The sequence below is a fragment of the Comamonas composti DSM 21721 genome (assembly GCF_000429845.1).
Taxonomy (GTDB): Bacteria; Pseudomonadota; Gammaproteobacteria; order Burkholderiales; family Burkholderiaceae_C; genus Comamonas; species Comamonas composti.
This window is the reverse complement of record NZ_AUCQ01000001.1, coordinates 169,929-195,115: the sequence shown is the minus strand read 5'-3', so window position 1 is coordinate 195,115 and position 25,187 is coordinate 169,929. Positions and strand designations below refer to the sequence as shown.

At 65.5% G+C, this 25,187-nt stretch carries 17 protein-coding genes and 3 tRNA genes; 15 read left to right on the top strand and 5 right to left on the bottom strand.

All coding sequences use genetic code 11. From position 1 onward, the window contains the following. Positions 1 to 78: 78 nt before the first annotated feature. Complete coding sequence (gene purL, locus G486_RS0100825; RefSeq protein ID WP_027013817.1) at positions 79 to 4,092, bottom strand: phosphoribosylformylglycinamidine synthase; 4,014 nt, start codon at positions 4,090 to 4,092, stop codon at positions 79 to 81. 172 nt (positions 4,093 to 4,264) lie between these two features. Between purL and map the strand changes: the two genes are divergently transcribed. The 3 genes from map (at position 4,265) to G486_RS0100810 (ending at position 8,017) form a co-directional block, all read left to right on the top strand. Further along, positions 4,265 to 5,080 (top strand): type I methionyl aminopeptidase, encoded by an 816-nt coding sequence (gene map, locus G486_RS0100820; RefSeq protein WP_027013816.1) that lies wholly within the window; start codon positions 4,265 to 4,267, stop codon positions 5,078 to 5,080. Positions 5,081 to 5,191: 111 nt separating this feature from the next. Then, positions 5,192 to 5,374 carry a hypothetical protein gene (locus tag G486_RS0100815; protein WP_027013815.1) on the top strand — a complete coding sequence of 61 codons (183 nt, stop codon included), beginning with the start codon at positions 5,192 to 5,194 and terminating at the stop codon, positions 5,372 to 5,374. Positions 5,375 to 5,392: 18 nt separating this feature from the next. Then, positions 5,393 to 8,017 carry a [protein-PII] uridylyltransferase gene (locus G486_RS0100810; RefSeq protein WP_027013814.1) on the top strand — a complete coding sequence of 875 codons (2,625 nt, stop codon included), beginning with the start codon at positions 5,393 to 5,395 and terminating at the stop codon, positions 8,015 to 8,017. A 48-nt stretch (positions 8,018 to 8,065) separates the two neighbouring features. Here G486_RS0100810 and def read toward each other — a convergent pair whose 3' ends face one another. Next, positions 8,066 to 8,605, bottom strand: coding sequence for a peptide deformylase (gene def / locus G486_RS0100805; RefSeq protein WP_027013813.1), 540 nt, complete (start codon positions 8,603 to 8,605; stop codon positions 8,066 to 8,068). Positions 8,606 to 8,724: 119 nt separating this feature from the next. On the opposite strand from def, the gene G486_RS21245 reads away from it, so the two are divergent. The 4 genes from G486_RS21245 to G486_RS0100785 all read left to right on the top strand — a co-directional run bounded on the left by G486_RS21245 (position 8,725) and on the right by G486_RS0100785 (position 9,596). After that, positions 8,725 to 9,198 (top strand): YbaN family protein, encoded by a 474-nt coding sequence (locus tag G486_RS21245; RefSeq protein WP_084454962.1) that lies wholly within the window; start codon positions 8,725 to 8,727, stop codon positions 9,196 to 9,198. A gap of 63 nt (positions 9,199 to 9,261) precedes the next feature. Then, a tRNA-Asn gene (locus G486_RS0100795) sits at positions 9,262 to 9,337 on the top strand. Between the two features lie 54 nt (positions 9,338 to 9,391). Next, positions 9,392 to 9,467: transfer RNA gene (locus G486_RS0100790), tRNA-Asn, on the top strand. Positions 9,468 to 9,520: 53 nt separating this feature from the next. Next, positions 9,521 to 9,596: transfer RNA gene (locus tag G486_RS0100785), tRNA-Asn, on the top strand. A 118-nt stretch (positions 9,597 to 9,714) separates the two neighbouring features. On the opposite strand, the gene G486_RS0100780 is transcribed toward G486_RS0100785, so the two are convergent. Both G486_RS0100780 and G486_RS0100775 read right to left on the bottom strand, forming a co-directional pair. After that, positions 9,715 to 11,139, bottom strand: coding sequence for a sigma-54-dependent transcriptional regulator (locus G486_RS0100780; protein WP_245587214.1), 1,425 nt, complete (start codon positions 11,137 to 11,139; stop codon positions 9,715 to 9,717). Next, positions 11,136 to 12,953, bottom strand: a complete 1,818-nt coding sequence (locus G486_RS0100775) for a sensor histidine kinase (RefSeq protein WP_027013810.1) — start codon at positions 12,951 to 12,953, stop codon at positions 11,136 to 11,138. The genes G486_RS0100780 and G486_RS0100775 overlap by 4 nt, the downstream gene beginning before the upstream one ends. 125 nt (positions 12,954 to 13,078) lie before the next feature. Between G486_RS0100775 and G486_RS0100770 the strand changes: the two genes are divergently transcribed. From G486_RS0100770 to G486_RS0100755, 4 genes are all read left to right on the top strand, one after another. Continuing rightward, the gene (locus G486_RS0100770; RefSeq protein WP_027013809.1) at positions 13,079 to 13,717 is read left to right on the top strand and encodes a DUF4166 domain-containing protein; all 639 of its coding nucleotides are present in this window, start codon (positions 13,079 to 13,081) and stop codon (positions 13,715 to 13,717) included. Position 13,718: 1 nt separating this feature from the next. After that, the gene (locus G486_RS21240; protein ID WP_051302971.1) at positions 13,719 to 15,230 is read left to right on the top strand and encodes a TIGR01777 family oxidoreductase; all 1,512 of its coding nucleotides are present in this window, start codon (positions 13,719 to 13,721) and stop codon (positions 15,228 to 15,230) included. A gap of 185 nt (positions 15,231 to 15,415) precedes the next feature. Beyond that, entirely contained in the window at positions 15,416 to 15,595 is a 180-nt protein-coding gene (locus G486_RS0100760) for a CsbD family protein (RefSeq protein ID WP_027013808.1), read from the top strand. A gap of 356 nt (positions 15,596 to 15,951) precedes the next feature. Then, positions 15,952 to 18,822, top strand: a complete 2,871-nt coding sequence (locus tag G486_RS0100755; RefSeq protein ID WP_027013807.1) for an aconitate hydratase — start codon at positions 15,952 to 15,954, stop codon at positions 18,820 to 18,822. 116 nt (positions 18,823 to 18,938) lie between these two features. Here the strand turns inward: G486_RS0100755 and G486_RS0100750 are convergent, their stop codons facing one another. Then, complete coding sequence (locus tag G486_RS0100750) at positions 18,939 to 19,856, bottom strand: LysR family transcriptional regulator (RefSeq protein WP_027013806.1); 918 nt, start codon at positions 19,854 to 19,856, stop codon at positions 18,939 to 18,941. Between the two features lie 134 nt (positions 19,857 to 19,990). On the opposite strand from G486_RS0100750, the gene G486_RS0100745 reads away from it, so the two are divergent. The 4 genes from G486_RS0100745 to G486_RS0100730 all read left to right on the top strand — a co-directional run bounded on the left by G486_RS0100745 (position 19,991) and on the right by G486_RS0100730 (position 25,168). After that, complete coding sequence (locus G486_RS0100745; protein ID WP_027013805.1) at positions 19,991 to 21,685, top strand: acyl-CoA dehydrogenase family protein; 1,695 nt, start codon at positions 19,991 to 19,993, stop codon at positions 21,683 to 21,685. A gap of 111 nt (positions 21,686 to 21,796) precedes the next feature. Continuing rightward, positions 21,797 to 22,777: a Bug family tripartite tricarboxylate transporter substrate binding protein gene (locus tag G486_RS0100740; protein ID WP_027013804.1), complete on the top strand. Its 981-nt coding sequence runs from the start codon at positions 21,797 to 21,799 to the stop codon at positions 22,775 to 22,777. 151 nt (positions 22,778 to 22,928) lie between these two features. Continuing rightward, positions 22,929 to 24,107: a M20 aminoacylase family protein gene (locus tag G486_RS0100735; protein WP_027013803.1), complete on the top strand. Its 1,179-nt coding sequence runs from the start codon at positions 22,929 to 22,931 to the stop codon at positions 24,105 to 24,107. 128 nt (positions 24,108 to 24,235) lie between these two features. Then, complete coding sequence (locus G486_RS0100730; protein WP_245587217.1) at positions 24,236 to 25,168, top strand: tripartite tricarboxylate transporter substrate binding protein; 933 nt, start codon at positions 24,236 to 24,238, stop codon at positions 25,166 to 25,168. Positions 25,169 to 25,187 lie beyond the last annotated feature (19 nt).

Below are 25,187 nucleotides of genomic sequence, written 5' to 3'. Positions count from 1 at the left end.
CTTGTTGCGGTGTCGCGCCTCAGCAAAGGCTGTCGTCCCCCTGGGGGGAAGGCGCCGCAGGCGACTCAGGGGGGCTGCTTACCCGATCCACTTGCGCGCATTGCGCCACACGCGCATCCAGGGGCTGAATTCGGACTTGTCGCCAGAGGTCCAGCTCATTTGCACATTGCGGAACACGCGCTCCGGGTGGGGCATCATGGCCGTGAAGCGGCCGTCGGCCGTGGTCACCGCCGTCAAACCACCGGCCGAGCCGTTGGGGTTGAAGGGGTACTGCTCGGTGGCCTGGCCCAGATTGTCCACATAGCGCATGGAGCCAATCACCTGGTCCGCATTACCGCGGAACTTGAAATTGGCATAGCCCTCGCCGTGCGCCACGGCGATGGGCAGGCGCGAGCCGGCCATGCCTTGCAGGAAGATGCTGGGCGAATCCAGCACTTCCACCATGGACAGGCGTGCCTCAAAGCGGTTGCTCTGGTTTTGCGTAAAGCGCGGCCAGTCTTGTGCACCGGGAATGATGTCGGCCAGTTCGGCAAACATCTGGCAGCCGTTGCACACGCCCAGGCCGAAGGTGTCGCTGCGGCCAAAGAACTGCTGGAACTCGGCCGAGAGGCGGTCGTTGAAGGTAATGGAGCGCGCCCAGCCAATGCCGGCACCCAGGGTGTCGCCATAGCTGAAACCACCGCAGGCCACCACGCCCGCAAAGTCCTTGAGCTGGGCACGGCCGGTTTGCAAGTCGGTCATGTGCACGTCCACAGCCTCAAAACCTGCCTCGGTAAAGGCATAGGCCATTTCGACGTGGGAGTTCACGCCCTGCTCCCGCAGCACGGCCACGCGAGGCTTGGCGGCCACATTGATAAAGGGCGCAGCCACATTCTCTTGCGGGTCGAACGTCAGCTGCACATGCATGCCGGGGTCGTTCGGCACGCCCGCAGCGGCGTGCTCGCTGTCGGCGCACACGGGGTTGTCGCGCTGCTGGGCAATCTTCCAGCTCACGGCATCCCAGACCTGGTGCAGATCGCTCAATGTGGCGCCGAACACTTTTTTCGCATCACGCCAGACCTGCAGCTCGCCCTTGCCCATGTCCACGGGCGAGGATGCGGGGCGGGTCTTGCCGATGATGTGGCTGCAGGTGGCCAGGCCATGCTCGCGCAGGGTTTGCAGCACTTCGGCGCGGTCGGCCGTCTTGATCTGCAGCACGGCGCCCAGCTCTTCGTTGAAGAGCGCGCGCAGCGTCAGGTCTTCGCGACGGCCGCTGACCTGGCCGCCCCAGTTCTTGCCCTCGCCACTGTCCATGCGGCTGTCGCTGATGCCATCACCCTCGGTGATCAGCATGTCCACATTCAGGGCCACGCCCACATGGCCGGCAAAGGCCATTTCGGCCACCGTGGCCAGCAGGCCGCCGTCGCCCTTATCGTGATAAGCCAGGATCTGGCCCTTGGCGCGCAGCGCGTTCACGGCGTCGACCAGGGCGATCAAGTCCTTGGCATCGTCCAGGTCCGGGGTTTCGTTGCCGCTTTGGTTCAGCACCTGGCCCAGGATGGAGCCGCCCATACGCATCTTGCCCCGCGACAGGTCGATCAGCAGCAGCGAGCTGTCTTCTTCCTCGGCATCGAGTTGAGGCGTCAGCGTGCTGCGCACATCGTCGATGGAGGCAAAGCCGGTGATGATCAGGCTGACGGGGGATGTGACCTTTTTGACCGCACCGCCTTCACTCCACTGGGTGCGCATGGACAGCGAATCCTTGCCCACAGGAATGGAGATGTTCAAAGCCGGGCACAGCTCCATGCCCACGGCCTTGACGGTGGCGTACAGGTCGGCGTCTTCACCGGGCTCGCCGCAGGCGGCCATCCAGTTGGCCGACATCTTGACCTTGGACAGCGCTATGGGCGCAGCCAGCATATTCGTGATGGCCTCGGCCACGGCCATGCGGCCCGAGGCGGGGGCATTGATGGCGGCCAGCGGCGTGCGCTCGCCCATGGCCATGGCTTCGCCCTTGAAGCCACGATAGTCGGCCAGGGTCACGGCCACGTCGGCCACGGGTACCTGCCAGGGGCCCACCATCTGGTCGCGGTGGGTCAGGCCACCCACGGCGCGGTCGCCGATGGTGATCAGAAAGCGCTTGGAAGCCACCGTGGGATGGGCCAAGACTTCAATGACTGCCTTTTCCAGCGGCACGCCGGTCAGGTCGATAGCGGGCAGCGCACGCTCCACCGTCTTCACGTCCTTGACCATCTTGGGCGGCTTGCCCAGGAGCACGTCCATGGGCATGTTCACCGGCAGCTTCTGGTCACCGGACTCCACAGCGGTGTCGTCCAGCACCAGTTGGCGCTCTTCGGTGGCCGTGCCGATGACGGCAAACGGGCAGCGCTCGCGCTCGCAGAAAGCGGTGAACTCCGCCAGCGATTCGGGGGCGATCGCCAGCACATAGCGCTCTTGCGATTCGTTGGACCAGATTTCCTTGGGCGCCAGGCCGGATTCCTCCAGCTTCACGGCGCGCAGGTCAAAGCGGGCACCACGGCCGGCATCATTGGTCAGCTCGGGGAAGGCGTTGGACAGGCCGCCGGCACCTACGTCGTGGATGGCCAGAATCGGGTTTTTGTCACCCTGCTGCCAGCAGTGGTTGATGACCTCTTGCGCACGGCGCTCGATCTCGGGGTTGCCGCGCTGCACCGAGTCAAAGTCCAGCTCGGCCGCATTCGTGCCGCTGGCCATGGAGCTGGCTGCGCCGCCGCCCATGCCGATGCGCATGCCCGGGCCGCCCAGCTGGATCAGCAGCGTGCCTGCGGGGAACAGAATCTTTTGGGTTTGCTGGGCATCGATCACGCCCAGGCCACCGGCAATCATGATGGGCTTGTGGTAGCCACGGGTGATGTCACCGACTTGCTGCTCGTACTCGCGGAAGTAGCCGGTCAGGTTGGGGCGGCCAAACTCGTTGTTGAAGGCCGCGCCCCCCAGGGGGCCCTCGATCATGATTTGCAGCGGGCTGGCAATGTGCTCGGGCTTGCCCACTTCGCTGCCCCAGAGCTTGGAGACGGTGAAACCCGTCAGCCCGGCCTTGGGCTTGGAGCCACGGCCGGTGGCGCCTTCATCGCGGATTTCACCGCCGGCGCCGGTGGATGCACCGGGGAAAGGCGAGATTGCCGTGGGGTGGTTGTGCGTTTCCACCTTCATCAGCACATGGCTGGTAGCGCTTTGCTTTTGATAGCTGGGAGCGCTGGATTGATCAGCGCTGCCGTCGAATTTGGCCGCAAAACGCTCGACCTGGTGGCCTTCCATGATGGAGGCATTGTCCGAATACGCCACCACGGTGTGCTGGGGCGAAACGGCCTCGGTGTTGCGGATCATGCCGAACAGCGATTTGTCTTGCGCCACGCCATCGATGGTGAAATGGGCGTTGAAGATCTTGTGGCGGCAATGCTCGGAGTTCGCCTGGGCGAACATCATCAGCTCCACGTCCGTGGGGTTGCGTTTGAGACCCTTGAAGGCGTTTTCGAGGTACTCGATCTCGTCTTCGGCCAGGGCCAGGCCCCATTGCTTGTTGGCGGTTTCCAGCGCGGCGCGGCCACCACCCAGAACGTCCACAAACTCCATGGGCTGGGCTTGCAGGGTGGAGAACAGGGTCTCGGCTTCGGCACGGGTGGCAAACACCGACTCGGTCATGCGGTCGTGCAGCAGCGCGGCGATTTGCGCAGTCTGTTCGGCGCTCAATTCGGTAGCCCCACCCAGCAGGCCGGACTTCAGCTGCACGCGGTACTCGGTGATGCGCTCCACGCGAAACACGGCCAGGCCGCAGTTGCGAGCAATGTCCGTGGCCTTGGAGGCCCAGGGCGAGATGGTGCCCATGCGGGGCGTGACGACAAAGGCCTGGCCTTCGCTGCTCCCTTCATAGGGGTCACCATAGGTCAAGAGCGCCGACAGGCGCTCTTGCAATGCGGGCACAGGAACCCCTTCTTCGGTGGCCACCAAGTGGACAAACCGCGCAGCAATGCCGCAGATCTTGGGGTGGATGGCGACCAAGTCGGTCAAAAGCTGTTGGGCGCGGAACGAGCTCAGGGCGTTTCCACCCTCAAACTGTGTCAAATGCAAGGTCACGTGGCGGCCTGTTTATGTGAAGGCTGGTCGGAAAAGCGCCAGGGCCCTGTCCTGCAGAGCATGAGGACGGGGCCAGGGCGCTGAATCGGTGAGCCCGCCATTTTACCGGGCTGCACGCGTAAGCGCCCATGCCGGCAGTATTCTCAAAGCCGCAATGGGATAATTGCGCGCCATGAGCATCAATATCAAGAGCGCGCAGGACCTGGAAGCCATGCGCCTGGCCTGCCGCCTGGCCTCGCAAGTGCTGGACTACATTGCCCCGCATATCAAACCTGGAATCACCACCGCCGAGATCGACCGGCTCGGCGCCGAATGCATGGCCCAGCAGGGCACGGTGTCGGCCACGATAGGCTATCAGCCGCCCGGCTATCCGCCTTATCCCGGCCATTTGTGCACCTCGGTCAACCATGTGGTCTGCCACGGCATCCCCAACGACAAGCCGCTGAAAAAAGGCGACATCGTGAACGTGGACGTGACCGTGATCACCAAGGATGGCTGGTATGGCGACAACAGCCGCATGTATCTGATAGGCGAGTGTTCGATTGCGGCCAAGCGCCTGTCGGCCCTGACCTTCGACGCCATGTGGCTGGGCATTCAGCAGGTCAGGCCCGGCGCCACGCTGGGCGACATCGGCCATGCGATCCAGAGCTTTGCCGAAGGCCATGGCCTGTCCGTGGTGCGCGAGTTCTGCGGCCACGGCATAGGCCAGAAGTTCCACGAGGAGCCCCAGGTGCTGCATTACGGCCTCCCGGGCACGGGAGTCATGCTCGAAGAGGGCATGGTCTTCACCATCGAGCCCATGCTCAATCTGGGCCGGCGCGAGGTCAAGGAGCTTGGCAAGGACGGCTGGACCATCGTGACCAAGGATCACAGCCTCTCGGCCCAGTGGGAGCACACGGTGGTCGTGACCCGCACGGGCTACGAGGTCATGACGCTGTCCGCAGGCTCGCCGCCTCTGCCCGCATTCGTGACGACGACAAGCTGCTGAAAAGATAGCTGTTAGCACTTGTGTTCTGGTGATTTCAGATGGTTTTGTATCTGAGATCGAGTGATAGCAGGTGCTGGCAGCTCTTATTTCAGGAGTGATAAACAGGGAGACGTGATTTTTTTTCTTCCCCTGTCGATCCTGGGTGTTGCGGCTTTGGCCTATTCTTGGCGCACCGGGATGCTTCTTGCAGGCCAGGGCCGCGTCACCGATTTTTTCGGTCTGCGCAGGCCGTCGAGTCGCATCGCTGCGCTGCAGGCTGATGGCAGCGCGCAGTCTTCGGCATCCGATCAGTGACGCGTCACCAGGCACCGTATGAAGTCCTTACCCGCTACCCGCACCGTTGAAGACGATGCCCCGCTGCAAGCCCTGCGCACCCATTACGAGCAAAGCCGCAAGCGGCTCATAGATACGCTGCGGGCGCCCACCATGGGGCGGCGCAGCGTGCGTGCGCTGACCCAGCAATTGAGCGATCTGGCCGATGGCCTGCTTGTTGTCCTCTGGGCGCGTGCGGACCTGCCGTCCGGGGCCTGTCTGGTCGCCGTGGGCGGCTATGGCCGGGCCCAGCTGTTTCCCTGTTCGGATGTGGACGTGCAGGTGCTGCTGCCCGACGGGCCGGGCGATGCGGCGCTGGCTGCGCGCCTGGAGCGCTTCATCGGCAGTTGCTGGGATGCGGGCCTGGAGATAGGCTCCAGCGTGCGCAGCCTCTCGGAATGCCTGCAGGAGTCGGCGCGCGATCTGACCGTGCAGACCGCGCTGCTGGAGGCGCGCCTGGTGTGCGGCGATGCCCAGTTGTTTGCGCGCTTTGAGGCGCGCTACCAGGAGCAGATGGATGCGCGCGCCTTTCTGTCGGGCAAGCTCCTGGAGATGCGCCAGCGCCATGGCAAGTACGAGAACACGCCTTATGCGCTGGAGCCCAATTGCAAGGAGTCGCCGGGCGGGCTGCGCGATCTGCAGACCATGATCTGGCTGGCGCGCGCCGCAGGCCTGGGCCGCAGCTGGCGCGATCTCTGCGCCCAGGGCCTGATCACCGAGTTCGAGTGCGGGCAGCTCGAGGACAACGAGGCCATGCTGGGCCTGATCCGCGCGCGCCTGCATGCGCTTGCGGGCCGGCATGAGGACAGGCTGGTGTTCGATCTGCAGACCGCCGTGGCCGAGGCCTTTGGCTACCGCTCCACCTTGCCGTCGCCCGACGGCAAGCGCCTGGCCATGCGCGCCAGCGAGACGCTGATGCGCCACTACTACTGGGCGGCCAAGGCCGTGAGCCAGCTGTGCCAGATCCTGCGGCTGAACATCCAGGAGCGGCTGAGCCCGGGCTCGCAAAAGCTGATTGCGCTCAACGAGCGCTTTTTCGAGAAGGCCGGCACCATCGAGGTGGCCAGCGACGATCTCTACGAGCGCGAGCCGCATGCAATCCTAGAAACCTTTCTGATGTACGAGACCCACGTGGGCCTGACCGATCTGTCGGCGCGCACGCTGCGCGCGCTCTATGGCGCGCGCGATCTCATGGACAGCAGCTTCAGGCGCGATCCGGTCAACCGCGCGACCTTCATGAAGATACTGCAGCAGCCCAGCGGCATCACGCATGCAATACGGCTCATGAACCAGACCTCGGTGCTGGGCCGCTATCTGTGGCCGTTTCGGCGCATCGTGGGCCAGATGCAGCACGACCTGTTCCATGTCTACACCGTGGACCAGCACATTCTCATGGTGCTGCGCAACGTGCGCCGCTTCTTCATGGCCGAGCATGCGCACGAATATCCGTTTTGCTCGCAGCTGGCCAGCGGCTGGGACAAGCCCTGGATGCTTTATGTGGCCGCGCTGTTCCACGACATCGGCAAGGGCCGGGGAGGGGACCACTCCATCGTGGGCGCGGTCGAGGTAAGGCGCTTTTGCCGCGCCCACGGCATTGCGCGCGCCGATGCCGATTCCATCGAGTTCCTGGTGCGCGAGCACCTGACGCTGAGCCAGGTGGCGCAAAAGCAGGATCTGTCCGATCCCGAGGTGATTCGCGCCTTTGCCGAACGCGTGGGCAGCGAGCGCCGGCTCACGGCGCTGTACCTGCTCACCGTGGCCGACATCCGCGGCACCAGCCCCAAGGTCTGGAGCGCCTGGAAGGGCAAGCTGCTTGAGGACACCTACCGGCTGACCCTGCGCGTGCTCGGCGGCGGTGCGCCCGATGCGGCCGCCGAGGTCGAGGCGCGCAAGCGCGACGCCAAGGTGGCGCTGGCGCTCACGGCCCAGCCCTTCGAGTCGCACAAAAAGCTCTGGGATACGCTGGGCGTGGATTACTTCATGCGCCACGAGGCGGCCGACATCGCCTGGCATACGCGCCATCTTTCGCGCCATGTGGGGGCCGAGCGGCCCGTGGTGCGCGCGCGCCGCTCGCTGGCTGGCGAAGGCCTGCAGGTGCTGGTCTATGCGCCCGACCGGGCCGATCTGTTCGCGCGCATCTGTGGCTACTTCGACCGCGCAGGCTTTTCCATTCTGGATGCGCGCGTGCACACGGCCAACAACCGCTTTGCGCTCGACACCTTCCAGGTCGTGGCACCGGCCATGCAGGAGCAATACCGCGAGCTCATGCACATGGTGGAAAACGATCTGACCCTGGCCCTGGTTGCCGAGGCGCCCCTGCCCGAGCCCTCGCGCCGCCGCGTCTCGCGCCGCGTGAAGAACTTTCCCTTCGAGCCGCGCGTCAGCCTGCAGCCCGATGAAAAGGCCCAGCGCTGGCTGCTGTCGATCTCGGCCACGGACCGCGCAGGCCTGCTCTACACGGTGGCGCGCATCCTGGCCAGGCACCATCTGAGCGTGCAGCTGGCCAAGGTCAGCACCCTGGGTGAGCGTGTGGAGGACAGCTTTCTGATCGAAGGCGCTGAGCTGCAGGATGCACAGCGGCAGTTGCGCATAGAGGCCGAGCTGCTGCAGGCCCTGGCGCTTTGAGCGGCTGGTTTGAGGTGCTGCCTTGAACTGGCGGGCAGAGCCCCGGGCCTAGTCGTCCTCGGCCGGATCGAGCTCGGGGAACAGCACCTCGGTAAAGCCGAACTGTGTGAAGTCGCGCATGCGCATCGGGTAGAGCTTGCCCCACAGGTGATCGCATTCGTGCTGTACCACGCGGGCGTGAAAGCCTTCCACCGTGCGCTCCAGGGGCTGGCCGTTCTGATCCCGGCCGCTATAGCGTATGCGGTTCAGGCGCGGCACCAGGCCGCGCATGCCGGGCACGGAAAGACAGCCTTCCCAGCCCAGTTGCTCCTCGTCGCCCAGGGCCGTGATCACGGGGTTGATGAGCACGGTGCGCGGCACCTGCGGGGCATCGGGGTAGCGCGGGTTGGGCTGGTCGGAGCCGAAGATCACCACCTGCCAGTCCTCGCCGATCTGGGGCGCGGCCAGACCTGCGCCGTTGGCCGCGCGCATGGTGTCCTGCAAATCCTCCAGCAGTCGGGCAAGAGCCGGGGTGCCGAACTCGGTGACGGGCCGGGCCTGGCGCAGCAGGCGCGCATCGCCCATCTTCAATATCGTGCGAACAGTCATGGGTGTGAAAAGCAAACGTAGGGCTTGAACAGTGGCCAAGCATAGCGCGCACCCGGGCCATGGTCTTGCCGGGCTCAAGGCCGGGCCGGGCCCGAATGCGCTGGCACAATGGCTCGGCCATGCACAGTCCACGCCCAGAGTCCAGCCGCCCGGTTTCCTCGCAGGAAGGGCCGGACTGTGGCCATGCGTGCGAGCCTGCGCCCAGGCCTTTGCCGCCAGCGCCCGTGCGCTGGGCCTTGCAGCTGTTTGCGCTGCTGAGCCTGGCCACGGGGATTGCAGGCATCTTCATCCCCGGCCTGCCGACCACGGTCTTTGTGCTGATGGCCGGGTGGGCTGCGGCGCGCAGCTCACCCAGGCTGCATGCCTGGCTGTGGCACCACCGGCTGTTCGGCCCCATGCTGCAGAACTGGGCGCGCGGAGGCTTCATGAGTCGCAAGGCCAAGTGGAGCGCCACGGCCATGATGAGTCTTTGCGCCCTGATCCTGCTGTGGACCATGCCGCCGCTGTGGGTGCGTGTCGTGGCCCTGGGCTGCATGGGCAGCGTGCTGATCTGGCTCTGGCTACGGCCGGAGCCGTCACCAGATTCTGCGTAAATTTCGGAAAATTATCGGGTTTGTCCGAGAGGGTGAAATTCCAGGCTACAATCTCGGTCTTCTTCCTCAATAGCTCAGTCGGTAGAGCGCCGGACTGTTAATCCGTAGGTCCCTGGTTCGAGCCCAGGTTGAGGAGCCAAGATTTTTTGTCCTGCAATCGCACAGGGCAAGTGTTTGAAGATTTGACCGACATTCCTCAATAGCTCAGTCGGTAGAGCGCCGGACTGTTAATCCGTAGGTCCCTGGTTCGAGCCCAGGTTGAGGAGCCAGGATTCTTGCCCTGCAATCGCACAGGGCAAACATTTGAAAATTTGACCGATATTCCTCAATAGCTCAGTCGGTAGAGCGCCGGACTGTTAATCCGTAGGTCCCTGGTTCGAGCCCAGGTTGAGGAGCCAATCAAGCCCGTATGCATGTGCATGCGGGCTTTTTCTTTTGCCCGGTCGCGCAGCCATGCTCTTGCGCCAACTGCACAAGGGCCGCTGGCTCAGACCGTGAACAGGTTTTCCCAGAGGGCTACTTCAACCCCAGCCGGGCCAGTTTCTTGATCAGCCCCACGCGCGAAATGCCCAGGCGGCGTGCGGCTTCGGACTGGTTGCCGCCGGCTTGCGCCATGGCTTCGCCGAGCATGCGGGTCTCCAGCTCCTGGATGGCTCCATCCAATGCGCCCAGGCCCGGGGCGGGAGTTCTGCCGGCAGCGTCAGGAGATGACGCAGAGGGCGGCTCGGGCAGGTGCGTGCTCTCTCCATTCGCAAACCTGAGCAGCTCGGCATCGACGAGTTCGCTGCCCTGCAGGATCAGGGCGCCGGCCGACTCCACCACGGCACGCAGCTGGCGCACGTTGCCGGGCCAGTCGCGCTGCTGCAGCCAGGCGGTGGCATCGGCGCTGAGCCTGGCTGCGGGCGCCACGTTCTTCAGAAAGCGAGCAGCGAGCAGCGGCACATCGGCGCCCCGCTCGGCCAGGGCCGGCGTGCGCAGCACCATGCCCTTGAGGCGGTAGTACAGGTCTTCGCGAAAGCTGCCGGCCTGGACCATGGCCTCCAGATCGCGGTGGGTGGCGGCGATCACGCGCACCTCGGCGCTCTTCATCTCGCGCCCGCCCACGGGCATGAAGCTGCCTTCCTGAAGAAAGCGCAGCAGCTTGACCTGCATGGGCGGCGGCATCTCGCCCACTTCATCGAGAAATAGAGTGCCGCCGTGCGCACTCTCCAGCAGGCCGGTCTGATCGCGGTGGGCGCCCGTGAAGCTGCCCTTGAGGTGGCCGAAGAGCTCGCTTTCCAGCAGCTCGGCCGACAGTGCGCCGCAGTGGATGACCGCAAACGGTCCGCGCGCGTGCGGACTGCACTGGTGCAGGGCGCGCGCCACCAGTTCCTTGCCCGTACCCGTGGGCCCGAGCACGATGAGGTTGACCGAGGTTGCGCCCACGCGCCGCACCAGGGCGCGCAACTGCTGCATGGGCGCGCTCTGGCCTATGAGACCCATCTCGTCGGGGTCCTGGGCCAGTTGGGCGGCGCGCAGGGTGCGCAACTGCTCGTCCAGCCTGGCCTTGTGCATGGCGCGGGCCAGCACCATGCGCAGCACATCGGGGTCTATGGGCTTGGTCAGAAAATCCCATGCGCCCAGGTCCACGGCCTGCAAGGCTGTAGCGCGCTCGCCGTGGCCGCTGAGCACCACGACCACGGCCTCGCAAAAGCGGGGGATCAGCGACAGCCCGGCCTGCGGGTCCATGCTGGGCGGCATGGCCAGGTCCAGCAGCACCACATGCGGGCGATCCTGGGCGAAGGCCTGCAGCGCGCCGTCCACATCGCCGGCCAGCGAGACCCGGTAGCCGAGCTGGCGCAGAAAAGCGCTGCTCAGGCGCTGGTAGGCAGGTTCGTCATCGACCAGCAGCACATGGCCTGTGGCTGGCATCGGAGAGTCTGGTGCGTGGTGAAGTGTCATGCGGCTGGGGTGAGGGGAAAGCTCAGGGTGAAACAGGTGCGCCAGGGCGCGCGCTCGCCTGCGCTGACGCTGCCGCCATGGGCGGCCATGATGCGCGCCACGATGGCCAGGCCCAGGCCCGTGCCGCCGGGGCTGCGCGAGGCAAAGGGCTCGAACAGCCGCTCGCGCAGATCGGCGGGAATGCCGGGGCCGTCATCGCAGACATGGACCAGCACGGCACCGTCCAGCACCTCGGTATCGACGAGCACGCGCTGATGGCCTGCGGCCGTGCAGGCATTGGACAGCAGATTGCCCAGGGCCTGGTCGAAGCGCATCGGGTCGACGCGAACATGCAGCGGGCGGGACAGCTGCGTGCCGGCCTCCAGCCCCGGGCGGTGGCGCAGCAGGGCGGCCAGGCGCTCATGGATGTCGGTGGAGACGGGCGCAACCTGCCAGGGCTTGGCGTAGTCGAGCAAGTCTTCGGTCAGGCGCGAGATGCGTGCAATCTGCTCGCCGACTTCCTGGCGGGTCTCCTGCGGGGCCAGGGCCACGGCCATGGCAATGATGTTCAGCGGGTTGCGCACATCGTGGGCCACGGTTGCGGCCAGCGAGCCGAGCTCGGCAAGCCGCGATTGCTGCTGGCGCTCGCGCTCGCGCTGCAGGGCCTGTGCGGCATGCTCTACCTGGGCCGCTGCATCGGCCAGGCTGTTGCCGAACAGCGCGGCCAGGTGCTGCTGGCCGGGCGGGGCCTCGTCAAAGCCCGTGAGAGTGGTGTGCCAGGTGTCGCCGCTCTTGCTGCAGACCAGGCCCGGCAGGGCCGCCGCCGTGCGGGCCGGCGAGCTCGATAAGCCCTTGTCCGCCCGGACCAGCACCTGGGTGCCCATGCGCGCAGACAGCAGCCGGCTGGCAATGTCTGCGAGCTGCTCCATGGAGTCGGCCTGGGCCATGGCGCTGCGCCAATGGCGCAGATCCTCGGCCGATGGCGTGCCGCCCGGATAGACCAGGCGTGACGCAAAGCGCCACACCGGCCCGCTGAGCACCAGGCAGGTGATGGCCACGGCCATGGCGTTCAGCCATTTCGACTCCACGGGCAGCAAAACGGTCAGCGACGCCACCAGCAGGCCCAGCACGATGAGCATGGCCGAGGCCAGCGCACGCCTGGCCCAGACGTTGACGACGAACACGCGCCAGCGCAGCACGCCATAGACCAGCACCAGCGGGAACAAGGGCTCCAGCAGCACCTGCCATGGATACTGGCGAATGCCCAGGGCTGCAAAGGAAAAGCCCGACATGGCCAGCAGCCCCCAGGCGCAGGAGATGGCGATCGCGGCCATCTGTTTGCGCCGCAGCGGCACGGACGTGTGCACAAAGCCCCAGCCCAGAACGGCCAGACCGGCGGCCGCGAGAAAAGCCCAGATCAGGCTGGTGGTCCAGCCCACGGCACTGGGCACGACCACCCACTCCAGCCCGGTGAAGGGCTCGAAATGCACAAACTCGCCGGGCGAGTACAGCAGGGACAGCAAGGCAGCCAGGGCGGCCAGCGCATAGGCCGCGATCAGCCAGCGCCGCTGCAGCGCGACCTCGCAAAAGATCACGCAAAAGTGCAGAAAGGCGGCCGAGGTCAGCGGCAGCGAGGACAGCAAGGCCATGGAGACGGGCACGCTGGCCAGGCCCAGCCAGTTGGGCAGCTCGTTGCCCACGATCCAGGTCGCCACCCCCAGAAGAAATACCACCAGCAGGCGCGAGCCCGCGACCTGCCTGGCCCACAGCAGCAGCACGCCGCTGAGCGCAAGGGTTTCGAACAAGGTGAGCAGCAGGGCGAGGTGTATGGCCATGGCAGGACTGTAAACGCCGTGAGCAGGGCCTGCCGAAGGTCTGTATCCGTTGTTGACAGGTCATGGAAATTCATCAATGAAATCAAAGATCTGCTGGCTGGCATGGAAGCTGCGTCAACTGGTGCATGAACCGCTTGCATCACGCCACCGCCTCCTGCCATGCCCGTGCTGAACTGGAGATCAGCACGCTGCTCGGCCCTGCTGCCTGGCAGCAGTTGTCGCCCGCCATACAGCGCAGGTTCGGCAGCCATCGCCAAACGGCTTGCTATGCAGGGCATATGCAGCTGCGGGCATCGCCGCTCGGACAGGTGTTCGCCATCCTGGCCCGGCTGCTGGGCAGCCCGCTGGCCGGGCGCCGTGCAGGCAGCGTGCCCGCCTGGGTCCAGGTGTACGGCGATGGCCGGGGCGGCGTGGTCTGGGCCAGGCAGCTTGGCACGCCGGGCAGCAGAGGCAGCCAGCGTGTGCGCTCCACCAAGCGCCTGGGGCCTGGTGGCAGCCTCGAGGAGTGCACGGAGGGCGGGCTGTCCATGGATCTGCGGGTCTGCGTGGAGGACGGCGCCCTGGTGTTCTACAGCTGCCGCTATTTTTTTCTGCTGGGTCGCTGGCGCATGCCGGTGCCGGCCTGGCTGACTCCCGGCGTCTGCCGCGTCGAGCACCGCGACGAAGGTCCGGAGCGCTTTCGCTTCACGCTCGACATGCAGCACCCGCTATGGGGCCATACCTTTCATCAAACCGGTGTCTTCACCGACCCTCTGGAGTTCTGACATGACCATGATCTTCATCCTGCTCACGGTGCAATCGCTGCTGGGCGCATTCGACAATTTCTGGCACCACGAGCGCGAGGCCCGTCTGCCGCAGCGCACCTCGGCCCGGTACGAGCTGCGCCTGCATGCGGCGCGCGAAGCCATTTATGGCCTGTTGTTCGCAAGCTTTGCCTGGCTGCAGTGGAGCGGCTGGTGGGTCGTGCTGCCTGCGGGCCTGCTCGTCACCGAGCTGTTCATCACGATTGCCGATTTCCTGGAGGAGGACCGCAGCCGCAAGCTGCCGCCGCTGGAGCGCGCCCTGCACACCGTGCTGGCCGTGAGCTATGGCCTGCTCGTGGGTCTGGTGGGGCCGCTGTTCTGGCAGGCGGCTCAGGACGCGCCCGGGGTGGTGGTCGTCACCCATGGCTGGTGGACGGTGCTGTTCAGCCTGGCTTCTGCGGGGGTGCTGCTGTGGAGCCTGCGCAATGCGCTGGCCGTGCACAAGCTCGGCGCCATGCTGGAGGAGCTGCAGGCGGCTCCAGCCGCGCATGGCGCGCTGCGGCAAGGTCTGGGGCAGTCCACGGTGCTGGTGACCGGCGGCACCGGCTTTGTGGGCCAGGCCCTGGTGCAGCGTCTGCTGCATGAAGGCCGCCGCGTGCTGGTGCTCAGCCGCGACCCGCTGCAGGCGCGTGCCGCACTGGGTCAGCATGTCTGGGTGATGGAGCGGCTGGACGACATCCCCTGCGAGACGCGCATCGATGCCGTGGTGAATCTGGCGGGTGCGGCCATCCTGGGCGCTCCCTGGACCCGGGGCCGGCGCCTGGTGTTGCTGCAAAGTCGCCTGCAGGTGGCCGACCAGGTGCAGGCGCTGATTCAGCGCTTGCAGCACAGGCCCGAGGTCCTGGTCTGCGCCTCTGCCGTGGGGTATTACGGCCTGCCCGCGCACCATCTGCCGCTGGACGAGGCGGCGCCCGCCGAGCCCGGGCGCTTTCAGTCCGAGCTGTGCGCGCAGATCGAGGCCGCAGCGCAGCGCAATCAGGCGCTGGGTCTGCGCGTGGTCTGCCTGCGCCCCGGCATTGTTCTGGGCCATGGCGATGGAGCGTTTCCGGCATTGGCGTTTGCGGCGCGCATGGGGCTGAGCGCCGTGCTCGCAGGCGGGCGCCAGCCCATGCCCTGGATTCATCTGGACGATGCCGTGGGCCTGATCTGCCATGCGCTGACCGAGTCCGCGCTGCACGGCCCGCTGAATGCCGTGGCGCCTCAGGCCGTCACGCAGCAGCAGTTTGCGCGTGCACTGGCCACTGCCGTGCAGCGCCCGCAGTGGCTGAGCCTGCCGGCCTGGCCCTTGAAGCTGGCTCTGGGCGAGATGTCCGAGCTGCTGCTCAGCGGCCAGAACGTGGTGCCGGCTGCGGCCCTGCGGAGCGGGTATCGCTTTCGCCATCCGTTTCTCGCACCAGCGCTGGTGAGGCTGAGTGCGCCACTTCGCCATGCCGGTCCGCAGCCCGAGACCGGCAATAGCGCCGCCAGCTGCTGACGGCAAAGCCACTGCTGCAAGGGGGGCAGCCCTTGCCGTGGGTTCTGGTCTGACACGGAATTTCTGCTGTGACCACGGGCAAATGCCCTCGCGACTGGCATGGGAGGCCGTGCCGCGAGGGCTAACCTGAACACAGGTCAACCAGGGCCGTACTCGTTTGAGACTTACAACGAAAGGATGAAGTTATGAACAAGGATCAAGTCACAGGAGCGCTCAAGGATGCTGCCGGCAAGGTGCAGCAAAAAACGGGCGAGCTCATCAACAGCCCCGAGCAGCAGGCCAAGGGCATTGCCAAGCAGGTTGAAGGCACGGCCCAGAAGAAGGTGGGTGATGTGAAGCAGGCGCTCAAGGACGCGGCCAAGTAAGCCCATGTCCAGATCAGGCAGCTGCATGCAGGCCGATCGCTTGATCCGGCTTTGACAAAGCTGCTGACCCATCATCCGCAAAAGGCCCGCCAGGCATGTGCCAGCGGGCTTTTTTCATGGCTTTGATTCTTCTCGCCGCGCGCCTGCAGGGCTTTGCAACTGGATTGGTGCAGCGGAGCGCTCGGGAATGATCGGCATGCGGCGGCGCAAAAGTCCGGGCCCTCCCCGGTCAGGGCGGTCGCAGATGCCGGCAGGTGAGGCTTATTTCTGTGCCAGTCATGGCCATGTGCGAGGTTGTGGGCAAAATGTCAGAAGAGAAGAGTTTTGTTTTCCGCGTTTCACTCAGGAGCCCCACGATGCCTCATGTCTTCGCCAACACACTCAAATCATTTGAAACTGCCAGCGGAAAGAAAGGCAAGTTTTATTCGCTGCCAGCCCTGGCCAAGCTTCACCCCCAGATCAAGCGCCTGCCCGTGTCGCTGCGCATCGTGCTGGAGTCCGTGCTGCGCAACTGCGACGGCAACAAGGTCACCGAAGAGCATGTGAAGCAGCTCGCCAACTGGGCGCCCAAGGCGGTGCGCAGCGAGGAGATCCCGTTCGTGGTCTCGCGCGTGGTGCTGCAGGACTTCACGGGCGTGCCCCTGCTGGCCGACCTGGCCGCGATGCGCAGCACGGCCGCCAAGCTGGGCAAGAAGCCCAAGTCCATCGAGCCCCTGGTGCCCGTCGATCTGGTCGTGGACCACTCCATCATGGTCGACTACTTCGGCAGCAAGAAGGCGCTGGATCTGAACATGAAGCTGGAGTTCTCGCGCAACAAGGAGCGCTACCAGTTCATGAAATGGGGCATGCAGGCCTTTGACACCTTCGGCGTCGTGCCCCCGGGCTTCGGCATCGTCCACCAGGTCAATCTCGAATACCTGGCGCGCGGCGTGCACAAGGCCAAGAAGGACATCTACTACCCCGACACCCTGGTCGGCACCGACAGCCACACGACCATGATCAACGGCATCGGCGTGGTCGGCTGGGGCGTGGGCGGCATCGAGGCCGAGGCTGCGATGCTGGGCCAGCCCGTGTACTTTCTGACGCCCGACGTCGTGGGCTTCGAGCTCACGGGCGAGCTGCGCGAGGGCGTGACCGCCACCGACCTGGTGCTCACCGTGACCGAGATCCTGCGGCGCGAGAAAGTCGTGGGCAAGTTCGTGGAGTTCTTCGGCCAGGGCACGCGCAGCCTGTCCCTGCCGGACCGCGCAACCATAGGCAATATGGCGCCCGAGTACGGCGCCACCATGGGCTTTTTCCCCGTGGACGAAAAAACCATCGACTACTTCAAGGGCACGGGCCGCAGCAAGGCCGAGATCGAGGCCTTCGAGGCCTACTTTCGCGCCCAGGGCCTGTTCGGCGTGCCCGAGGCCGGCGAGATCGACTACTCGCAGGTGGTCAAGCTCGATCTGGGCAAGGTCGCCCCGAGCCTGGCCGGCCCCAAGCGTCCCCAGGACCGCATGGAGATCGGCGATGTGGCCAGGACCTTCGATCAGCTGTTCTCCGCGCCCATGGCCGACAACGGCTTCAACCAGCCCGCCGAGCGGCTCGCGCAGAGCTTCGATGTCAGCTGCGGCCAGGGCACGCCTGCGCAGGATGCGGTGGCGCCGCAGCCGGGCTCGCAGCGCTCCGTGGTCGAGATGGTGGGCAACCGTCCCACGCTGGAGTCGGCCCAGGATGCGGGTCAGCCTGCGCAATGCACGCTCGATGCCGGGCCTGCGCTCAAGATCAGCGATGGCGATGTGCTGATCGCGGCCATCACCAGCTGCACCAACACCTCCAACCCCAGCGTGCTGCTGGCCGCAGGCCTGCTGGCCAAGAAGGCGGTCAAGGCCGGGCTCAAGGTCCAGCCCCATATCAAGACCTCGCTGGCACCGGGCTCGCGCGTGGTCACCGAGTACCTCACGGAAACCGGCCTGCTGCCTTACTTGGAGAAGCTGGGCTTTGCGCTGGCCGGCTACGGCTGCACCACCTGCATCGGCAATGCCGGCGATCTCACGCCCGAGCTCAACCAGACCATCACCAGCAACAACCTGGTGTGCGCGGCCGTGCTCTCGGGCAACCGCAACTTCGAGGCGCGCATTCACCCCAACCTCAAGGCCAACTTCCTGGCCAGCCCGCCGCTGGTCGTGGCCTATGCGATTGCGGGCACCATGCGCCGCGACCTCATGACCGAGCCCGTGGGCCAGGGCAAGAACGGCAAGAACGTCTATCTGGGCGACATCTGGCCCACGACCGAGGAAATCCAGGCGCTGATGAAGTACGCCATGAACGGCAAGGCTTTCCGCGCCAACTACGCCAAGGTCAAGACCGAGCCCGGCAAGCTCTGGGAAAAGATCCAGGGCGTCTCCGGTGCCACCTATACCTGGCCCGAGAGCACCTACATCGCCGAGCCGCCGTTCTTCGAGAACTTCGCGCTGGAGCCCGCTGCCGACAAGGGCGAGGCCGTGGGCGTGCAGGGCGCGCGCATCATGGCGCTGTTTGGCGACTCCATCACCACCGACCATATCTCGCCGGCCGGCTCCATCAAGGAAAGCTCGCCCGCAGGCCAGTGGCTGCTGGCCCACGGCGTGCAAAAGGCCGACTTCAACAGCTATGGCTCGCGCCGCGGCAACCACGAGGTCATGATGCGCGGCACCTTTGCCAACGTGCGCATCAAGAACCTCATGCTCCCGGCCCTGGCCGGCGGCTCGCGCGAGGAGGGAGGCCTCACGCTGTTCCAGGGCGAGGACGGCCAGACCGAGAAGATGTACATCTATGACGCGGCCATGAAATACCAGGCCCAGGGCCTGTCCACGGTGATCTTTGCCGGCGAGGAGTACGGCACGGGCTCCAGTCGTGACTGGGCCGCCAAGGGCACGCAGCTGCTGGGCATCAAGGCCGTGGTGGCCAAGAGCTTCGAGCGCATCCACCGCTCCAACCTTGTGGGCATGGGCGTGCTGCCGCTGCAGTTCAAGGGCGGCGACAGCTGGGAGTCGCTGGGGCTCACGGGCAATGAGCGCATAGACATCATTCCGGCGGCCGATCTCGCGCCCCAGAGCGATGCCCGGCTCGTGATCCACCGCGCCGATGGCAGCCAGCAGGAGCTGACGCTCAAGCTGCGCATCGATACGGCCATCGAGGTCGATTACTACCGCGCGGGCGGCATCCTGCCCTATGTGCTGCGGCAACTGCTGACCGCGTCCTGAGCGCACACGGAGCTAGCGGTTTTGATAGCGGCTAGCGCTTGTCAGTCATGACTTTCAGTACTGAAACTATCTGAAAGTGACAACTGGAAAGCGCTACCAGCTATCAAAACAATGATTCAAGTCGTCTTGCCAGGACGGCTTTTTCTTTGCAGCTGGCTGATGCTGGCGCGTATGTGGGTCAGCAGCGACTCCAGCAGCGGCTGGGCCGGGCCCGGCAGCCACATGGCCTGCATTTGCGACAGAGGATGGTCGCCGGCAATCGGGATGAAGACCAGGCCGGGGAAGTTCACGCGCTGCAGGCAGGCGGGCACCAGGGATACGCCCTGGCCCAGCGAGACCAGGGACAGCACGGACAGCCAGTGCCTGACCTCGTGGCGCAGATCGGGCGCAAAGCCTGCGCTGTGGCAGATCTGCCAGATCTGCTCGTGGTAGTCGGGCGAGACCTCGCGCGAGAACAGCACCAGGCGCTCATGCGCGAGCTGCGCGACCTGCAGCCTGTCCTGTCCGGCCAGCGCATGCTCTGCGGGCAGGCAGGCCAGAAAAGGCTCGATCACCAGGGTATGCGCCTGCAGCCCCGCAGGCGCGCGCGTGGCATGCAGCAGGCCCAGGTCGAGCCGGCCCTGCTGCAGCGCCAGGGCCTGCTCGGCGCTGTTGAGCTCCAGCATGTCGATGCGCACCAGTGGATGCTCGACAGCAAAGCTTTTCAGCGCCTCGGGCAGGCCCCGGTAGACGCTGGAGCCCACAAAGCCCAGGCGTATGCGCCCGCGCAGGCCCTGGCCCATGGCGCGCATGTCCTGCTTCACGCGCTGGGTCTGGTCCATGATGGACTGCGCCTGTTCGCGCAGATGCGCGCCTGCGGCCGTGAGCCGCACTTCCTTGCTGCTGCGCTCGAACAACTGGGCGCCGAGCTCGTCTTCGAGCTGGCGTATGGCCACGCTCAGCGGCGGCTGGGAGATGGCCAGTCGCTGCGCGGCGCGGCTGAAGTGCAGCTCCTCGGCCAGCACCAGGAAATATCGGAGTTGTCTGAGCTCCATGGCTTGTCTATCCGTTTTAAATATTGATCAATAGGTTATCAATATTTGACGCGAATGATTCTGCTCCCAAGAATGGGCTCATGAATCGATGAGTTGCCTTGGCGCAATGCAAGGCGGATTTTCAGGAGACAAGCATGAAATCGGATCAGCAGGCGCTGCAGGCCATGACGGCTGCGCTACACGCCCCCGTGCCCGACCGCAGGGACGGCAACTTCTACACCACGGACGCCGAGCTGGAGAGACTGCTGGCGCTGTACCTGCCTGCCGATGTCAACGCCCACCTGCAGCCCTATCTGCAGCGCATGGGCGAGCTGGCCGCAGGCAAGCTTGACGAATGGGCGCTTACGGCCGACAAGAACCCGCCCGTGCTCGAGCACCGCAGCCGCTCGGGCCAGGACCGCCAGCGCATCATCAAGCACCCGGCCTATGTCGAGCTGGAGCGCGTGGCCTATGGCGAGTTCGGCCTGGCCATCATGTCCCACCGTGGCGGCGTGCTGGGCTGGGAGGGCAAGCTGCCGCCCCTGGTCAAGTACGCGCTGACCTATCTGTTCGTGCAGTCCGAGTTTGGCCTGTGCTGCCCGCTGTCCATGACGGACTCGCTGGCGCGCACGCTGCGCAAGTTCGGCGAGCCCAGGCTCGTGGAGAAGTACTGGAGCCGGCTCACGGCACTGAAGTTCGAGGACCAGGCCCAGGGCGCGATGTTCATGACCGAGCAGGGCGCGGGCTCGGACATTGCGGGCACCGAAACCCTGGCCCGCCAGGACGAGGACGGCAACTGGCGCATCAGCGGCGAGAAATGGTTTTGCTCCAACCCCGATGCGGACTTTGCCATGGTGCTGGCGCGCGTCGAGGGCGATCCCGCAGGCATGAAGGGCATCTCGCTGTTCCTGCTGCCGCGCTGGCTGGATGACGGCACGCACAACCACTACCGCATCGTGCGCCTCAAGGAAAAGCTGGGCACGCGCTCCATGGCCAGCGGCGAGATCAACCTGCATGGCGCCGTGGCCTACCTGGTGGGCGAGCGCGGCCGGGGCTTTGTGCAGATTGCGGACATGGTCAACAACTCGCGCCTGTCCAACGGCGTGCGTGCGGCCGGGCTCATGCGCCGGGCGGTCTCCGAGGCCGAGTTCGTGGCCCGCGAGCGCCGCGCCTTCGGCAAGGCCTTGCAGGACATGCCGCTGATGCAGCGCCAGCTCGACAAGCTGCGCATCTACGCCGAGCAGGCGCGCACCATGGTGCTGCAGACGGCCACGGCCCTGCAGCGCTCGGACGCGCGTGAGGAGAATGCCTACGCGCTGCTGCGCATCCTCACGCCCATGATCAAGTTCCGTGCCTGCCGCGATGCGCGCAAGGTCACGGGCGACGCCATGGAGGTGCGCGGCGGCTGCGGCTACATCGAAGAGTGGAGCGATCCGCGCCTGGTGCGCGACGCCCACCTGGGCTCGATCTGGGAAGGCACGAGCAACATCGTGGCCCTGGACGTGATCCGCGCGATCAAGCGCGAGGGCTCGCTGCCCGTGCTGCAGGCGCATGCGGCGCAACTGCTGGCCGAGACCGAGGCCAGTGCCGACTTCAAGGCCGCGCTCTCGGCCTGCATGGACAAGGCCGCCGCCCTGGGCTTGCGCGCAGCCCAGGAGGGCGGCGACAAGCTCGCGCGCGCAGCTGCTTCAGGGCTCTACAACTGCTTCACGGCCATTGCCATGGCCTGGGAGGCGACCAAGACCGCCAGCCCCGAGCGCATGCGCTGGGCGCAGCTGGTGCTGCTGCACCGTGTGCTGCCGCGCGATCCCCTGGGCGATGGCGAGCTGCCTGCCGACTGGACGAGCTAGGAGCCAGAAGCATTCCGGAGAGCGCCTGTCTGCATGGCAAGCGCGGCTCCGCCCCTGCTGGCGACCGTCCACAAGAGACGGCGGCGGCGACCACAACAAAGGAGACAACTCATGCAAAAACGCACTTTTGCGCTGCATTGCGCGCTGCTGGCAGGTGCCATGCTTTCTTCCACGGCCGCCTGGTCCGAGCACTTTCCCGATCGTCCCGTGACCTTTGTCGTGCCCTTTCCACCAGGTGGCCCCACCGATGCCATGGCCCGCACCCTGGCCGTGGCCCTGACCGAAAGCCTGGGTCAGAGCGTGATCGTGGAAAACCGTGCCGGGGCTGGCGGCAACATCGGTGCCGATGCCGTGGCCCGCAGCAAGCCCGATGGCTACACCATCATGTTCGGCACCTCGGGCCCGCTGGCCATCAACAAAAGCCTTTACAGCAAGATCAGCTATGACCCAGCCACCAGCTTTGCGCCCGTCATCCGCGTGGGCTATCTGCCCAATGTGCTGGTGGTGCATCCCCGCATCCAGGCCAATACCGTGCAGGAGCTGATTGCGCTGGACAAGGCCCAGCCGCGCAAGCTGAATTACGCCTCGTCGGGCAATGGCGCTTCCTCGCACCTGGCCGGTGTGCTGTTCAATGAAAAAGCCGGCACCACGCTGCAGCATGTGCCCTACAAGGGCACGGGGCCGGCGCTCAACGACCTGCTGGGCGGCCAGGTGGACATGACCTTCACCGACATCCTCACGGCCCTGCCCTATATCAAGACCGGCAAGGTCAAGCTCATCGGTGTGGCCACCGAAAAGCGCTCCCAGGCTCTGCCGCAGGCACCCACGATTGCCGAGCAAGGCCTGCCCGGCTATGACGTGAGCGTGTTCTTTGGCGTGGTGGCCCCGGCGGGCACGCCGGCCGAGCGCATTGCGGTGCTGAACAAGGGCTTTCGCCAGGCGCTGGAAAGCGACAAGGTGCGCACGCTGTTTGCCTCCCAGGGGCTGGAAGCCTCGCCCGATCTGACGGCCGAAGGTCTGGCGCGCTTCATTCCTGCCGAGGTCACGAAGTGGCAGCGCGTGGTGCAGGTCTCGGGCGCGCGCCTGGACTAGTCCAGGGAAATCCAATGCAGCCCGGATGCGGCACAGGCGAGAGCGGCCACCACCGGGCGAGGCTGCCGGCACGGAAGCCGGCCCTTCGCCCAGGCCCGCCGTGGTGCAGCATCATCCGGGCTTTTGAAACACTTCAATCATGGAAAAAACTGTGGCATCCGAACCTCATGAGCTGCTGGGGCAGCTGCATTCCACTGCCGATGAATTCATCGCCATCCGGCGCGCCATCCACGCGCACCCGGAGCTGGCGTTCGAGGAGCAACGCACCAGCGATCTGGTCGCCGAATGCCTGCGCAACTGGGGGTACCAGGTGCACCGGGGGCTGGGTGGGACCGGCGTGGTCGGCGTGCTGCAGAAAGGGGAGGGCACCAAATCGATAGGCATTCGTGCCGATATGGATGCCTTGCCGATTCTCGAGCGTACCGGGCTGGACTATGCCAGCCGGCTGCCCGGGAAAATGCATGCCTGCGGCCATGACGGGCACACGGCCATGCTGCTGTGCGCGGCCCGGTATCTGGCGCAATCCCAGGATTTCAATGGCCGGTTGCATCTGATTTTTCAGCCGGCCGAAGAAAACGAGGGTGGGGCGTTGCGCATGGTGGAGGAAGGGCTGTTCGAGCAGTTTCCCTGCGACGAAATCTATGCCCTGCACAATGCGCCCGGTCTGCCCGTGGGCCAGATGGCCATCAGCTCGGGGCCGGCCATGGCCTCGTTCGACCGCGTGACTGTCACCCTGCGCGGGCGCAGCGCACACGGCGCCATGCCGCACCATGGCATTGACAGCATGCAGTGTGCTGCCAGCATCGTTCTGGGGTTGCAATCCATCATCACGCGCGAGATCGACGCACAGCAGGCGGTGGTGATCACCGTAGGCTCTATTCAGGCCGGCGAGGTCTACAACATCGTCCCCGAAAGCGCGGTACTGAAGATCGGGGTCAGGGCGCTGGACCCCGATGTGCGGCGCAAGGTCGAGCAGCGGCTTCAAGCGTTCGTGCAGGCCCAGGCCAGCAGCTATCAGCTGGAGTGCGAGATCGAATATCTGCACAAATACCCTGTGCTGGTGAACCGCCCGGAACAAACCGAATACGCACGCCAGGCCGCCATCCGCCTTCTGGGGGCTGACATGGTGGGCGAACGCCCGCCGACCATGGGCAGCGAAGATTTCGCCTACATGCTGCAGCATCGGCCGGGCGCCTACATCCGCCTTGGCAATGGCGTGGGGGAGGACGGTGGCTGCATGGTCCACAACCCGCTTTACGACTTCAATGACAAGGCTCTGCACATCGGCGCCGCGTTCTGGGTCCACCTGGCCAGCAGCTATCTGGTCTGAGAGACAGCATTCATCGCATATCCACCCCTGACAAAAGAGGAGACAAACCCATGAAAGCCAATATCCAGCGCCGTCACCTGATTCGAGGCGCAGCCGCACTGGCTGCCGCTGCCAGCGTGCCAGCCCGCATGAGCTGGGCCGTCGAGCAATATCCCACCAAGCCGCTGACCTTGATGGTGCCCTATCCCGCAGGCGGGGCCAGCGATGTCGCGGCCCGGATCTTTGGGGAGTCCATCAGCCGCTCCATCAAGCAGCAGGTGATTGTGGAAAACGTCGGCGGCGGTACCGGGCTGATCGGAGCCGGCAGGGTGTTGAGTGCCCCGGCCGACGGATACATGTTTTTCCACGGCTCGGCCAACGAGATCTTTCTGGCGCCCATGCTCAATCCTGCTGCGCGCTACAAGCCGGGCGATTTCACCTTGGCTGCCCCCACCACGGATGCCGCCATCGTCCTGCTGGCCAAGAACGAGCTGCCGGTGAGCAGCTATGACGAGTTCATCACCTACGCCCGCCAGCACAAGGACAAGCCGCTGACCTATGGGACGGTGGGGGTGGACTCCATGTACAACCTCATGGGCGATGCGCTGGCCGCACAGCTGCAGCTCTCGTTCTTGCATGTGCCCTACAAGGGCGCGGCACCGGCCTTGCAGGATGTGGCAGGGGGGCAGGTGGACTTCGCCATCCTGCCTTACCAGGCCAGTTTTGACGGCATGGCCAAACAGGGGCGGCTGAAGATCCTGACCAGCTTCTCCAAGGCCTTGCCCAAAGAGCTGGCGCACATCCCGTTGATCTCGCAAAGCCGCTACAGCCCGGATTTCGAATACGCGATCGGCGCGGGCTACTTCGTCAGAAAAGGCACGCCCGAGGCGCGGGTTGCGGTGCTGCGCTCCGCGGTTGCCGAGGCCTTGATGAAGCCCGAGGTGCGCGCCAAGCTGGAGAGCGAAGGCAAGAACATCCGTCCTCCGGCCCAAACCCAGGCCGAGTCGGATGCGCGCTTTCAGGAACAGTACCGGCGCCTGTCGCAACTCATCCAGAGCGTGGGGCGCAAGCCCCTGGCCTGATGTCGTGGCATGGGTGCAT

What these genes read in the sequence shown, in the direction of transcription:
- map (WP_027013816.1), top strand. Translation starts at nt 4,265, where the DNA reads ATGAGCATCAATATCAAGAGCGCGCAGGACCTGGAAGCCATGCGCCTG.
- G486_RS0100810 (WP_027013814.1), top strand. Translation starts at nt 5,393, where the DNA reads ATGAAGTCCTTACCCGCTACCCGCACCGTTGAAGACGATGCCCCGCTG.
- def (WP_027013813.1), bottom strand. Translation starts at nt 8,605, where the DNA reads ATGACTGTTCGCACGATATTGAAGATGGGCGATGCGCGCCTGCTGCGC.
- G486_RS21245 (WP_084454962.1), top strand. Translation starts at nt 8,725, where the DNA reads ATGCACAGTCCACGCCCAGAGTCCAGCCGCCCGGTTTCCTCGCAGGAA.
- G486_RS0100780 (WP_245587214.1), bottom strand. Translation starts at nt 11,139, where the DNA reads ATGACACTTCACCACGCACCAGACTCTCCGATGCCAGCCACAGGCCAT.
- G486_RS0100775 (WP_027013810.1), bottom strand. Translation starts at nt 12,953, where the DNA reads ATGGCCATACACCTCGCCCTGCTGCTCACCTTGTTCGAAACCCTTGCG.
- G486_RS0100770 (WP_027013809.1), top strand. Translation starts at nt 13,079, where the DNA reads ATGAACCGCTTGCATCACGCCACCGCCTCCTGCCATGCCCGTGCTGAA.
- G486_RS21240 (WP_051302971.1), top strand. Translation starts at nt 13,719, where the DNA reads ATGACCATGATCTTCATCCTGCTCACGGTGCAATCGCTGCTGGGCGCA.
- G486_RS0100760 (WP_027013808.1), top strand. Translation starts at nt 15,416, where the DNA reads ATGAACAAGGATCAAGTCACAGGAGCGCTCAAGGATGCTGCCGGCAAG.
- G486_RS0100755 (WP_027013807.1), top strand. Translation starts at nt 15,952, where the DNA reads ATGCCTCATGTCTTCGCCAACACACTCAAATCATTTGAAACTGCCAGC.
- G486_RS0100750 (WP_027013806.1), bottom strand. Translation starts at nt 19,856, where the DNA reads ATGGAGCTCAGACAACTCCGATATTTCCTGGTGCTGGCCGAGGAGCTG.
- G486_RS0100745 (WP_027013805.1), top strand. Translation starts at nt 19,991, where the DNA reads ATGAAATCGGATCAGCAGGCGCTGCAGGCCATGACGGCTGCGCTACAC.
- G486_RS0100740 (WP_027013804.1), top strand. Translation starts at nt 21,797, where the DNA reads ATGCAAAAACGCACTTTTGCGCTGCATTGCGCGCTGCTGGCAGGTGCC.
- G486_RS0100730 (WP_245587217.1), top strand. Translation starts at nt 24,236, where the DNA reads ATGAGCTGGGCCGTCGAGCAATATCCCACCAAGCCGCTGACCTTGATG.